The 12380-nt window shown below is 63.0% G+C and carries 11 protein-coding genes; 4 read left to right on the top strand and 7 right to left on the bottom strand.

From position 1 onward, the window contains the following. Positions 1-70: 70 nt before the first annotated feature. A complete protein-coding gene (locus tag OCL88_RS16005; protein ID WP_021473825.1) occupies positions 71-1504 on the top strand; it encodes a TrkH family potassium uptake protein in 1434 nt (477 codons plus the stop codon). Then, positions 1497-2183 (top strand): potassium channel family protein, encoded by a 687-nt coding sequence (locus OCL88_RS16010; RefSeq protein WP_021473824.1) that lies wholly within the window; start codon positions 1497-1499, stop codon positions 2181-2183. The genes OCL88_RS16005 and OCL88_RS16010 overlap by 8 nt, the downstream gene beginning before the upstream one ends. 50 nt (positions 2184-2233) lie before the next feature. Here the strand turns inward: OCL88_RS16010 and proC are convergent, their stop codons facing one another. From proC to OCL88_RS16045, 7 genes are all read right to left on the bottom strand, one after another. Continuing rightward, positions 2234-3064, bottom strand: a complete 831-nt coding sequence (proC, locus tag OCL88_RS16015; protein WP_031216952.1) for a pyrroline-5-carboxylate reductase — start codon at positions 3062-3064, stop codon at positions 2234-2236. Between the two features lie 338 nt (positions 3065-3402). Further along, positions 3403-4233, bottom strand: coding sequence for a sugar phosphate isomerase/epimerase family protein (locus OCL88_RS16020; protein ID WP_264963138.1), 831 nt, complete (start codon positions 4231-4233; stop codon positions 3403-3405). 1 nt (position 4234) lies between these two features. After that, complete coding sequence (locus OCL88_RS16025) at positions 4235-5395, bottom strand: Ppx/GppA phosphatase family protein (protein WP_021473821.1); 1161 nt, start codon at positions 5393-5395, stop codon at positions 4235-4237. 72 nt (positions 5396-5467) lie between these two features. Beyond that, on the bottom strand, positions 5468-5902 hold the full coding sequence (locus OCL88_RS16030; protein ID WP_021473820.1) for an SseB family protein: 435 nt from the start codon (positions 5900-5902) through the stop codon (positions 5468-5470). Positions 5903-5970: 68 nt separating this feature from the next. Next, positions 5971-8691 carry a type I DNA topoisomerase gene (gene topA, locus OCL88_RS16035; protein ID WP_264963139.1) on the bottom strand — a complete coding sequence of 907 codons (2721 nt, stop codon included), beginning with the start codon at positions 8689-8691 and terminating at the stop codon, positions 5971-5973. 134 nt (positions 8692-8825) lie between these two features. Continuing rightward, positions 8826-9464, bottom strand: coding sequence for an ArsR/SmtB family transcription factor (locus OCL88_RS16040; RefSeq protein WP_021473818.1), 639 nt, complete (start codon positions 9462-9464; stop codon positions 8826-8828). 107 nt (positions 9465-9571) lie between these two features. After that, positions 9572-11218, bottom strand: a complete 1647-nt coding sequence (locus OCL88_RS16045) for a methyltransferase (protein WP_264963140.1) — start codon at positions 11216-11218, stop codon at positions 9572-9574. A gap of 91 nt (positions 11219-11309) precedes the next feature. On the opposite strand from OCL88_RS16045, the gene OCL88_RS16050 reads away from it, so the two are divergent. Together OCL88_RS16050 and OCL88_RS16055 are read left to right on the top strand one after the other, a co-directional pair. Then, complete coding sequence (locus OCL88_RS16050) at positions 11310-11753, top strand: hypothetical protein (protein WP_021473816.1); 444 nt, start codon at positions 11310-11312, stop codon at positions 11751-11753. A 67-nt stretch (positions 11754-11820) separates the two neighbouring features. Next, positions 11821-12354 carry a hypothetical protein gene (locus tag OCL88_RS16055; protein ID WP_021473815.1) on the top strand — a complete coding sequence of 178 codons (534 nt, stop codon included), beginning with the start codon at positions 11821-11823 and terminating at the stop codon, positions 12352-12354. The last annotated feature ends 26 nt before the right edge of the window (positions 12355-12380 follow it).

The following is a 12380-nucleotide window of genomic DNA, read 5'->3' on the forward strand; positions in this document are numbered from 1 at the left end:
TCGCCCGGTTACGGCGGGCGAATAGTGGTTTACTACTCAGGGAAAGTATGTTCACTTGAGGAAGAGCGCCATGTCTCAAAGCCAGTCGCGGTCAACTACCCCGGCCAACTGGCAACCCGGCCAGCCGGAACGCGAAGGCTTGTGGATTTTCACGCGTGCGCGCGACTTCATCGACAACATCGCCAACACCTCACCGGCCCGCCTGGCGCTGGTGGCCTTCTCCTTGGTCATCCTGCTTTTCACCGGGCTCCTGTCACTTCCGGCGTCTTCCGCCTCCGGGGAGCCCACACCCCTCCACCAAGCCATGTTTACCGCCGTTTCCAGCGTCTGCGTTACCGGATTGACGGTTGTTTCCACTGCCACCCACTGGTCTTTCTTCGGGCAGCTCGTCATCCTGATCGGCATCTTCGTGGGCGGCCTCGGTACGCTCACTCTGGCGTCGCTGCTGGCCCTCATGGTGAGCAAACGGCTTGGTGTCCGTGGAAAACTCATCGCGCAGGAAGCCATGAACAACGCCGGCAGGCTCGGCGAAGTGGGTACCCTGCTCCGGATCGTGATCGTGACCTCGGTGGTCATCGAGGGTGCCTTGGCCCTGGCCCTGGTGCCACGGTTCATGCTGCTGGGTGAGCCGTTCTGGCAATCGGTGTGGCACGGTGTCTTCTACTCCATCTCAGCGTTCAACAACGCCGGTTTCACTCCGCACTCGGACGGAATTGTTCCCTACGAGACCGATCTGTGGATCCTCGTACCCCTGATGCTGGGGGTCTTCCTGGGCAGCCTCGGCTTTCCCGTGGTCATGGTGCTGCAGCAGAACGGCTTGAACTGGAAGAAATGGAACCTGCACACCAAGCTCACCATCCAGGTGTCCTTCATCCTGCTGGCCGCGGGAACAGTCCTCTGGGCATTGATGGAGTGGGACAACCTGCGGACCATCGGGCACATGAGCCTCGGGGACAAGATCATCCACTCACTCTTCGCCTCGGTGATGACCCGGTCCGGTGGATTCAACCTGGTGGACCAGAACCACATGGAATCCACCACCATGCTGCTCACGGATGCCCTGATGTTCGCCGGCGGCGGTTCGGCGTCCACCGCGGGCGGAATCAAGGTGACCACCATCGCCGTCATGTTCCTGGCAATCGTTGCCGAAGCGCGCGGTGACGCAGACGTCAAGGTCTACGGCCGAACCATCCCCCAAGGCACCATGCGGGTAGCCATCTCCGTCATCGTGGCCGGAGCAACGCTCGTCTCCGTGGCTGCTTTCCTGCTGTTGTCCATCAGCGGAGCTTCGCTGGACCGGGTGCTGTTTGAAACCATTTCCGCCTTTGCCACCGTTGGACTGAGCACCAACCTCAGTGCCGAACTGCCGCCGTCGGGCGTTTACGTCCTGACAGCACTAATGTTCGCTGGCCGCGTCGGCACCGTTACCCTCGCTGCGGGCCTGGCCCTGCGCCAGCGCAGCCAGCTGTTCCACTACCCGGAAGAGAGGCCAATCATTGGCTAGCATCCAAGGGGCGGCCAATCGCCCCGCCCACAACGCGCCTGTCCTGGTGATCGGACTCGGGCGTTTCGGTTCGGCAACCGCCGAGCAACTGGTGAAACAAGGCCGGGAGGTCCTCGCGATCGAACGTGACCGTGGCTTGGTTCAGAAGTGGGCACCGGTGCTGACCCACGTCGTGGAAGCCGATGCCACCAACATCGACGCCCTCCGCCAGCTCGGTGCGCAGGAATTCAGCTCCGCCGTGGTGGGCGTCGGCACGTCGATCGAATCCTCCGTGTTGATCACGGTGAACCTGGTGGACCTGGGAATCCAGCACTTGTGGGTCAAGGCCATCACGCCCTCGCACGGGAAGATCCTCAGCCGCATCGGCGCCAACCACGTCATCTACCCTGAGGCCGATGCCGGCGTCCGCGCAGCGCACCTCGTGTCCGGGCGCATGCTGGACTTCATAGAGTTCGACGACGACTACGCAATCGTCAAGATGTACCCGCCCAAGGAAACCGTGGGCTTCACGCTGGAGGAATCCAAGGTCCGCTCAAAGTACGGCGTGACGATCGTTGGCGTTAAGACTCCGGGCGAGGACTTCACGTATGCCCGGCCGGAAACCAAAGTGTCCGGACACGACATGCTGATCGTATCCGGACACGTGGACTTGCTGGAGCGCTTCGCGGCGCGGCCTTAGCGGCCTTGGCGGTTCGGCGCGGGCTTAGCGGTGCGGCGCCGCCTTGGCGGTCAGCCAAGCTCCTTGGTGATCTCAGCTGCCCTCGCTGCGGCAGCACGGGCGCCTTCGGCAATGATCTTGGGCAGCCCGCCGTCGTCGAACGCGGCAATGGCGCGCTCGGTGGTGCCGTTCGGGCTGGTGACTGCCTTGCGGAGTGCGCTCGGGTCCGCACCCGGTTCAGCGAGCATGAAGCCGGCCCCGGCTACCGTTTCGCGCGCAAGCATGACGGACAATTCCTCGTCCAAGCCGAGCTCAACACCGGCGGCGGCCATGGCCTCGGCCAGGTAGAACGCATAGGCGGGACCCGAACCGCTGATCGCGGACAGGGCGTCCACCTGCTCCTCAGGAATCTCCACGACCTTGCCGGCTCCTGCGAAGGCAGCCTTGGCTGACTCGAGCTGTTCAGGCGTGCAGTGCGTTCCGGGGGACACTGAGATGACGCCCCGGCCCAACTTGGAAGGGGTGTTCGGCATAGTGCGGATCACCGGCTGGCCGTCCGGGAGGGCCGCTTCAAGCTGGGCAATGGAAACCGCGGCAGCAACGCTGACCACCACCGTATCCTTCGCCAGCGCCGGGCTGATTTCCCGGGCGAGGTCCGCGATGCCCACAGGTTTGACGCCCAGGATAACCATGCTGGAACCCTTGGTGGCCAGCTTGTTGTTGTCCGGTTCCTCTTCGCCTGCAATAGCGGTAACCCGGTGCCGCTCGGCCAGCTCCTCCGCACGCTCGGCCCGCCGCACCGTGGCGACGATGTCCGAAGGGGCGGTCCCGGCAGCAAGGATGCCGGTGAGAATTGCCTCGTTCATTGATCCACAGCCAAGGAATGCGATTCGGTTGCTCATTGGTCCATCATGGCAGTTCCGCTGCGGAGGGGTCGAACGGAGTCCGCACTGAGGGATTCACAGCAAGTTCCCAAGATTATTGCAGGCCCCACCCAAGGTTGGTCCGTAAGTTGGTTCTTACCTCATTGAGGGTGCGAGTGATGAGGCGGGCATGGGGATGTCCGCCAGCAGCACCGGTGGCCGGGACGGGTTTTCCCCCATTTCCCGATTCGGCCGCCGGTGCTTTCGCTTTTAAGCGGGGTTGTACGACAAAACGCGCGGCAAAGGTTTCTCTTTAGGCACGGCAAAGCCCGGGCCCAGGTTTTATGTCCGGGTCCCGGGCCTTGCTGAAGCCGGTGCTAACCCTCCAAGCTGCGGACCGGGGCAGCGAGGTGCTGGCGTGCGAAGCGCAACGTCTCGGCGAGCATCTCCTCACGCTCCCCGGTGACCTTGGCCTTGCGGGTGGAAATTTCGGCCACCACCGCGCCTGTGAACCCGTTGGAGGCAAGATGTTGAAGGACGTCGGCGCACTGCTGGGTTCCCGTTCCCGGGACCAGGTGTTCGTCTTTGCCCGAGCCTGAACCATCCGTGAGATGGACGTGCCGCAGTTTGCTGCCCAAGGCCTTAACGGCCTCCAAACTGTTGGCCCCGGCAGTGGCGGCATGCGAGAAGTCCCACGTGACGGCGTCGTAATCCCCCTCCATAGGGTCCCAGTGCGGCAGGTAAGCCACCGCTTCACGTCCCCGGACGCGCCACGGGTACATGTTTTCAACGGCGATGTGCACTTGGTACATGGCCGAGATCTCGCGGACGCCTTCGACGAAGTTTTCGGCGTAGTTGGACTGCCACCGGAAAGGCGGGTGCACCACCACCGTGTCGCAACCCACTTCCTTGGCCATCTGGCAGGAACGCTCAATCTTGTTCCAGGCGGTGCCCCAAACCTGCTGCGTCAACAACAGCGTGGGTGCGTGGATTGACACGATTTCCTGGTTGTAGCGATGGCTTAGCTGGATAAGCGCACCGGGGTTTTGGCTCACGGCATTGTTGGTGACCATGACCTCCACGCCGTCATAACCGAGGTCCTGGGCCACGGCGAAAGCGTCATGGACGCTGAGCGGGTAAACGGATGCGCTGGACAGCGCCACCGGAATCCCGCGATGGTTCTCTGAAGGTTCGACGTCGGTAGTCATCCTAGGAAGCCAACCCCCTTGCCGTCGTGGCTGGTGCAGTGTCGGAGACCGGCGCGCCGAGCTGTACCTGCAGGCTCTCTACCGGGTGCGCGGGACCGTCGGCATCTGCTTGCCCGGCCGTTTCCAAGTGCTTGTCTGTATCCGTGTGCTCTTCGCTTTCCTTGGCCTTCTTCTTCTTTTTGGACTTGTCTTTCTTGCGCTTGCCCACATGCGGGGCCGGCTCGAGGGCTTCCTCGAACACCAACTGGTCAAGCCGGCGGAGGATCAGGCCCTCCCGCAGCGCCCACGGGCAGATCTCCATTTTGGGAAACTCGAAAAGCTCCAGTGCAGCCTCGGCGACCAGTGCTCCGGCGAGCAGCTGGCGGGCCCGGGCGTCGGAAACACCCGGGAGGTACAGGCGATCCGCCACGGTCATGGCGGAGATCCGCTGTGCCCAGAGGCCAAGGTCCGCCGCATGGAGCTCGCGTTTGACGTACGGGCCTGCGGCGCTCGGCGCGGCACCAGCAATCCGTGCCAAGGACCGGAAAGTCTTGGACGTCCCCGCCACGAGGTTGGCCCGGCCGAGTTCCTGGAATTCGCGCACCACCGGTTTCAGGGTCGAACGGATGTACCGGCGCAGTTCCTTGACGCTCTTGGCCGTGGGCGGGTCCTCATGCAGCCAGTCCCGGGTGAGCCGGCTCGCGCCCAAGGGGACGGACGTGGCGAACTCGGGAAGCTCGTCAGTGCCGTAGGCCATTTCGAACGAGCCACCGCCTATGTCCAGGTCCAGGATGGGCCCTGCCCCCCAGCCGTACCAGCGGCGCACGGCGAAGAACGTCATGGACGCTTCTTCGCTGCCGGTGAGTTCCTGCAGCGTCACGGTGGTTTCGTGCTTGACCCTGGCCAGGACCTCGGCACCGTTGGTGGCCTCGCGAATGGCCGAGGTACAAAAGGCCAACAGATCCTCGGCCTTGTGGCGGGCAGCGAACTCCCACGCCTCAAGGACAAATTCGATCAGCTCGTGCTGGCCCTCATCACTGATGTTTCCGTCGCCGTCCAGGTATTGCACCAGCGACAACGGACGCTTGTGTGAGGCGAAAGCCACCGGACGCGCGCCGGGATGGGCATCGACCAGCAGCAAGTGGACGGTGTTTGACCCGATGTCGAGAACGCCAAGACGCATTCTGCCATTATTCACCGAATCGAAGCCCGGGAAGCAACTCGCGGGCACGTTTCGTCCGACTCTGAGGCCCTTTTACTCTGCAGCCTCGCCGACTTCGTCCGCCCGCTTGAAATCACGGCGGATATTGGCGATGCCTTCAGGATCGATCTCGAAGCCGTGTTCGCTTCCAGGGTTGATGACCAGGCCCAGTTCGTCGCCGATGTTCGCGAGGATGGCCGAGCCCATGGTGCCCAGCACGTTCGGGGCCGCTTCGAGGAAGCGGGCATCCACACGGCTCGGGTGGCTGAAGACAGCAAGGACCGGCTGGTTGTCCGCGTTGGACAGCACCAAGGGTTCCACGGAGGAATCCGGACCGTCCACGGCTTCGGAGCTGACCAGGTAGACCTCGTTGTTCAGGAAGGCGAGGATGACATCCACCGGATTCGCATCCGGCTGCTCGGCCAAAGCAAGCTTCGCCTCAAGATCATTCAATGGTTGGTTGTCCGGGGCGGCAGTCTGTTCAGTCATGGTTCTACTCGACCATGATGGCGGCCGGGACGCAAAGTGCGATCATCGCCATGCGTCCCGGCGCAGTGCTATTTCTTCGCCGCTGCCTTTCGGGCCGGTGCCTTGCGGGTGGTCCGTTTCACCGGGCCCTTGGCGCGCTTCTCGGCGAGCAGCTCGATGGCCCGTTCCCTGGTGAGCTCTTCCAAGGACGTGGAACGCGGAACCGTGATGTTGGTGAGGCCGTCAGTGATGTAGGGGCCGAAGCGGCCTTCCTTCACCACGATGTTCTTTTCCGACACGGGATCGGGACCGAACTCAGCCAGCGGCGGTACCGCTGCACGGGCGCCACGCTGCTTGGGCTGCGAATAGATCTCCAGCGCCTGCTCCAGGGTGATCGTGAAGATTTCCTCCTCCGAACCAATGGAGCGCGAGTCCGTCCCCTTCTTCAGGTAAGGCCCAAACCGGCCGTTCTGCACGGTGATGGGGTTGCCTTCCGCGTCCTCGCCGAGCACCCGTGGCAGGCTCATCAGCTGCAAAGCTTCATCCAGCGTGACGGTGTCCACGGACATGGACTTGAACAGCGAGCCGGTGCGGGGCTTGACCTTCACAGGCTTCTTGGGCGGCTTCGGCTTGCCGTTCTTGTAATACTCAACCGGCTGGTTGGCGAGCTGTTCTTCCGTCATTTCCGGGATGATCTCGGTGACGTAAGCGCCGTAGCGGCCGTTCTTGGCTACAACTGTGTGCCCGGTGTGCGGATCTGTTCCCAGGACCCGTTCCTCGGGTGCCGCCGTTTCCATGAGCTCGATGGCTTTGGCTGCCGTCAGCTCATCCGGGGCCAGTTCCTCGGGAACATTGGCCCGCGCGGACTCCACGACCTCCCCGGTTTTCTCATCGACCGTGGGGATGGTGCTCTCAAGGTACGGGCCGAACTTACCCACCCGCAGCGTGATGCCGTCTGCGATCGGCACTGAGTTGATCTCGCGGGCGTCGATCTCGCCGAGGTTGTTGACGATGCTCAACAGGCCGGGATCGGCATCTTCTCCGTAGTAGAAGTGTTTCAGCCACGCTGCGCCCACCGCTTGCCCGTTGGCGATCTTGTCCAGGTCGCCTTCCATGTCAGCGGTGAATTCGTAGTCCACATAGTCGGTGAAGTGCTGTTCCAGCAGGCGGATCACGGAGAAGGCGATCCAGCTGGGTACCAGCGCAGAACCCTGTTTCCGGACGTAGCCGCGGTCCTGGATGGTGGAAATGGTCGAAGCGTAGGTAGACGGGCGTCCAATGCCGCGCTTTTCCAGTTCAGCGGTCAGTGACGCTTCGGTGTACCTCGGCGGCGGAGATGTCTCGTGGCCGACCGCAACAATATCCGAGGCGGTAAGGGAATCGTCCTTGGCCACGTTCGGCAGGCGGCGGGCGTCGTCGGAGTCGTCATCGCCGCGGCCCTCGTCCTTGCCTTCCTCATAGGCGGCAAGGAAGCCGGGGAAGGTGATCACGGTACCGGAAGCAGAGAACTCGGCGTCCCGGCCGTCCGCGGCAACTGCGCCAAGGCGGATGGTTGCCGTGGAGCCCTTGGCATCTGCCATCTGGGAAGCCACGGTGCGCTTCCAAATGAGTTCGTACAGCCGGAACTCGTCTCCGCTGAGCTGCTTGGCCACCTGGGCCGGGGTGCGGAAGGAGTCACCGGCCGGGCGGATAGCCTCGTGCGCTTCCTGGACGTTCGCGGCCTTGTTCGCGTAGATCCGCGGACTCTGCGGGACGAATTCGGGACCGTAGAGCTCAGCAGCCTGGCGACGCGCGGCCGTAACGGCCTCGTCGCTCAACGCCGAGGAGTCCGTACGCATATAGGTGATGTAGCCGTTTTCATAGAGGCGCTGCGCAACCTGCATGGTGCTCTTGGAGGAGAACCTGAGCTTACGGCCGGCTTCCTGCTGCAACGTGGAAGTGGTGAACGGGGCGGCGGGACGGCGGGTGTACGGCTTGGTGTCCACGGAGCGGACCTTGAAGTCCGCGTTCTCCAGGCCGGCAGCAAGGGAGGTGGCGAGTTCCTCGTTGAGGTGGACCACGTTCGAGGAGACCAGCTGGCCGTCGTCATTGAAATCGCGGCCGGTGGCAACCTTGGAGCCGTCGACGGCAGCAAGCTTAGCCTTGAAGAAGCCCGAATCGGCGCCGAATTGGCCCGTCAGGTCCCAGTAGGAAGCGGCCTTGAACGCCATGCGCTCACGTTCACGGTCAACCACCATCCGGGTCACCACGGACTGCACGCGTCCTGCCGAAAGGCCGCGGGCAACCTTGCGCCACAGCACCGGCGAAATTTCGTAGCCGTACAGCCTGTCCAGGATCCGTCGGGTTTCCTGCGCATCAACGAGGGCAGTGTCCACGTCGCGGAGGTTGTCCATCGCGCGGTGAATGGCTTCCTTGGTGATTTCACCGAAGGTCATGCGGTAGACCGGAACTTTGGGCTTCAGGACCTCAAGCAGGTGCCACGCGATGGCTTCGCCTTCGCGGTCCCCATCGGTTGCGAGGTAAAGCGCGTCGGCGTCTTTCAGCTGGGCCTTGAGTTCGGCGACCTTCTTCTTCTTGTCCGGAGAGACGACGTAATACGGCTTGAAGTCGTGCTCAACGTCAACAGCGAACTTGCCCAGCGAGGTCTTCTTGAGTTCTGCAGGGAGGTCGGACGGCTGCGGAAGGTCACGGATGTGACCAATGGAAGCCTCGACGATGAAGCCTTCACCAAGGTACTTGGCGATGGTCTTGCTCTTGGCCGGAGACTCCACGATCACGAGTTTCTTGCCGGTTTTTGCCTTGCTGGGCACGGTGCTCCTACAGAAAAAATGTGTATTTGGGCTGGTGCCCATATTGGCCTAGTTCACCATAGTTTGCAGAATCCTGCGTTTGGGCCGGTCAATCCGCCCTTCCAGGATGCCGGTTGGTGGCTGGCTCCTGAATCCTAGTTCCCGGGCGCTGACCGATCGTCCGGAATCATCGACCATAACGTAGCAACACGTTCAGCATCTTGCGGAATCCGGGTGGGATCCTCGAGCTCGTACTCCCTGAGAACTTCACGAATCCTGTCCGAAAGTTCCTTTCGCTGCTGGTTGGTCAAATAGAGCAGATTGCTGGAGAGGAGCACCGATGCCGGTTCCTCCGCAGTCTCACCGCGTTGCCGCCGTTCACCCCTGGCCTTGGCAAAAGCGGAAGCCCTCCGCCTGAACGCATCGAGTTCCAGATCGACAACCGCAATCTCCGGGCTAGCGACGCTGCCGCCGGAAATGGTGAAGTCCTTCCCTGCCGCCTTCCACCGACGTTCGCGGGCGTCACCTGCGTTCTCGGCCGGAACAACGATCCCCCATTTCTGGAGTGCGCGGAGGTGGTAGCTCATGGCGCTGGGAGTCAGGCCCGTCCTGGCAGCAAGCTCCGTGGCCGTGTGGCTTACCTGCGTGGCATAAAGTTCCGAGATGACTTCCAACCTGGCCGCGTGCGCCAAGGCGCGGATGGCTTTGGGGTCGGTGATCTCAACTTTTTGCTCGTTACGTCCACTGCCCGCCGGTTCGCCCGCCACCCCGGTCTCCTGATTCTTCGCAATCACTTCATCAGTGTAATCAGCGTCACGTCCAGGGTGATCAGCGCCACGTGGGGGCACTGAAGGAGGGCGGGTGCCGGCACCGGGGAATGACCTCCGTGGATCTGCGTGCGTCATGGCGACGTGCCCGGTTCGTCCGGCACAAGGAATCCGTCCAGGACCAAATTGCCCACCTCATGGAAGAGCGTGGAGGTGAAGGCTTCGGCGTCAAATCCCTCTTCCCCGCCCAGGAGTGCTTCCAGTGCCGTGATGATCTGGTTGACGCTGAGGTCACCGTCGCAGGCAGAGACGAAGCCGGCTAGTTTGCTGCTCAGCAGGTTGGTCCTGCGGAGGCCTGCCCCCTGCCGCAACAGAATCACTCCGGGGTGCTCAGCGCCCGGCCGTTGATGCCTTTCCTCGGTGACGTCCTCGGCCACCAGCAGATGGGCATCCTTCAACTGGTTGGCCGACAGCCAGTCCGCCCTCGCGATCGCCGCGCCCAGATGGGGGCCGATGGGTTGCTCGATGGGGTAGGTGATTTCCTCGAACCGGCTGATGGTGCCCTGGCTTCCGGCCGGCCGACGCAACCAGATCATGCCGAAACCAATTCCCTCCACATTCCGGGAGGCGAAGTCCGCAAGGTAGGCAGCGTAGGCCTCCTTGTAGTGGTTCGGGTCCCGGGACTCGGATGCGTCCTGGAGCCAGGTCTCGGCGTACTGTTCGGGCCCCACCTGCTCGCGTTGGATGAACCAGACGTCCAGTCCGGAACCCTTGAGCCAGGACGCAGGCCGGTCCTTCCACTGCGCACCTGCGGTAATCTCCCAGTTGCCCAGCATTTGGGCGGTTCCGCCCGGCGCGAGGACGCTGCCGAGGGACTTCACCAAGGAAGAGACGATCTGGTCGCCCGGCAAACCGCCATCCCTGTAGGTGAACTGGTCTGCTGCGGATTCGCCCTTGGTGCGGGGAGTGATGACGAAGGGCGGGTTGGAGACTACGAGGTCGAATCGTTCGCCTTCCACCGGTTCCAGGAGGGAACCGAGCCTCAGGCTGATGCGGGCTTCGAGGTTGTTTGGATCCACTTCCAAGGCTGCGGCGTTGAGGACGAGATTGAACCTCGTGAAGGCCAGGGCCCTTTCCGAAATGTCTGTTGCCGTGACGTGCTCACAATGGTGGAGCAGGTGGAAGGTCTGGATTCCGCAACCGGTACCCAGGTCCAGGGCACGCTTGGCATGCGGCCTAATGGTGGTCTGCACCAGCGTTGTGGAAGCCTGGCCGATTCCCAGGACGTGGTCGTGCCGCAGCACGCCCGGCTGCTGGTGGGCCGCCAGGTCACTCGCCACCCACAGTTCCGCTCCGCCGCTGCCGTCCGGATTAGCGTCCCATCCATAAGGACGGACATCGACGGCGGCGGTAACAACCCCGTCCGCGATGGTGACAAGCCCGAGCTCGGCGAGCCCGTTGGCACCTGGACCGGGCAGGGCGGCATCAACGTCCGCAACAGCCTGCGGAACCGCAAGAAGCCATAGCCGCACCAGGACGGTCAGCCCCCGCAGCCCGGCCTGGTCCGAACCCGACGTCCGTTCCGTGGCCAAAAGTGCCGGGATGATCTGGTCCCTGCCCAGCGCCGCATAGGCTGATGGCCCCAGAAGGTCCGCAACGCCGTCGAGCGTGTAATTCACTGACTTGAACGCGTCTCCAAGGGCAGCCAGGAGCGCCGGTTGGTCACTGCGGGGAGCATCGGGGGTATTGCCTGAGGAAAACACTGATGTGGATGGGTTCACGTTGCCAGTCTATGGTCGGGGTTGCCCTGCCGGTTCACCGTGGATGCGCTATGTGGAAAGACTCCTGCGGGGAAACCGGTAGCGTGGAACCATGCTCAATTTCTCCTCCACAGTCCGCCGTGCCGGCATGGTTCTTACTGCCGCCGGCTTCCTGCTGGCAGCCACCGCATGCCAGCAGCCGGTGGACATCTCCCGCGCCGATGTGTCCACATGGAAGAAGGACGCACTGCCCGCCGCGTCCGGCATTGTGTTGGAGGACTCGGGAAAGATCCTGGACCGGGACCCGATCGTGAAGGATGCACAGAACGTTGCTGCCGGCCAGTACACCCTCACCATGGCCTGTGACGGCGGAGGAAAAGCCTTCTTCGCGGTATCCACGGGCGGACAGCAGATCGCCGACGCCGGCGCTGCCTGCAACGGCAGCCGTGAAACCGTGAAGATCAAGATCCCGGCCACAGGGGCGGTCATCATCTCCACGAGCAGCGTTGACGCGCCATTGATCTACGCCTACCAACTGGCGCCCGCGACGAGCTGAACTCCGCCTCCATCGAACCAACAACCAGCTCTATGGAGAAACCGGCGCGCAAGCGTAAAGTCAGAACATGGGCGGCAAGGCGGCTGGCTCCGTGGGCCCGCGACGGTTGGCGGGTTCCGCCGTCGTGCTTCTGCTTGGAGTGGTCACGGCGCTGACGGGGTGCGAGTACACCTATGAGGAACCTGGCCGGGCCGAAGCTGATTCCACGACCTCCGCGGGCAGGAACGTAGTGCTTCCTCCGGATCCGGCCTTGGAAACGATCGTCACCGGTAAAGCCCTGGAAGAGTGGACCCGGGCGGCGCTGCCAGAATCCCAGGGACGATCCTTCTACTCAAGCAGCGGCTACCTGGAGCCTGGAGAGTCAAAGACGGAACAAACAGTGCAACTGCCCGGCGGCACGTACGCAGTGACCTTGGCCTGCCGCGGCACCCGCAGGGTCTCCTTCAAAGTGGCGCTTGGTGAATCGGATCTGGTGGATCTGACACTTGGCTGCGCGAACGCCCGAGTGAGCGTCGTGCAACTCGACGCCGATGCGGTCTTGGACATCACCGTGGGAAGCAGGTCCGATGCCAACTTCGCGTACCGGGTCAGCCGCCTTTAGCGGGTCAGCCGCCTTGGGCGGGTAGC

This window comes from Paenarthrobacter sp. PAE-2, assembly GCF_026013155.1.
Taxonomy (GTDB): Bacteria; Actinomycetota; Actinomycetes; order Actinomycetales; family Micrococcaceae; genus Arthrobacter; species Arthrobacter ureafaciens.

Excerpts from the sequence above, each read along its gene's own strand:
- OCL88_RS16005 (WP_021473825.1), top strand. The coding sequence starts at position 71 with ATGTCTCAAAGCCAGTCGCGGTCAACTACCCCGGCCAACTGGCAACCC.
- proC (WP_031216952.1), bottom strand. The coding sequence starts at position 3,064 with ATGAGCAACCGAATCGCATTCCTTGGCTGTGGATCAATGAACGAGGCA.
- OCL88_RS16020 (WP_264963138.1), bottom strand. The coding sequence starts at position 4,233 with ATGACTACCGACGTCGAACCTTCAGAGAACCATCGCGGGATTCCGGTG.
- OCL88_RS16025 (WP_021473821.1), bottom strand. The coding sequence starts at position 5,395 with ATGCGTCTTGGCGTTCTCGACATCGGGTCAAACACCGTCCACTTGCTG.
- OCL88_RS16030 (WP_021473820.1), bottom strand. The coding sequence starts at position 5,902 with ATGACTGAACAGACTGCCGCCCCGGACAACCAACCATTGAATGATCTT.
- OCL88_RS16050 (WP_021473816.1), top strand. The coding sequence starts at position 11,310 with ATGCTCAATTTCTCCTCCACAGTCCGCCGTGCCGGCATGGTTCTTACT.
- OCL88_RS16055 (WP_021473815.1), top strand. The coding sequence starts at position 11,821 with ATGGGCGGCAAGGCGGCTGGCTCCGTGGGCCCGCGACGGTTGGCGGGT.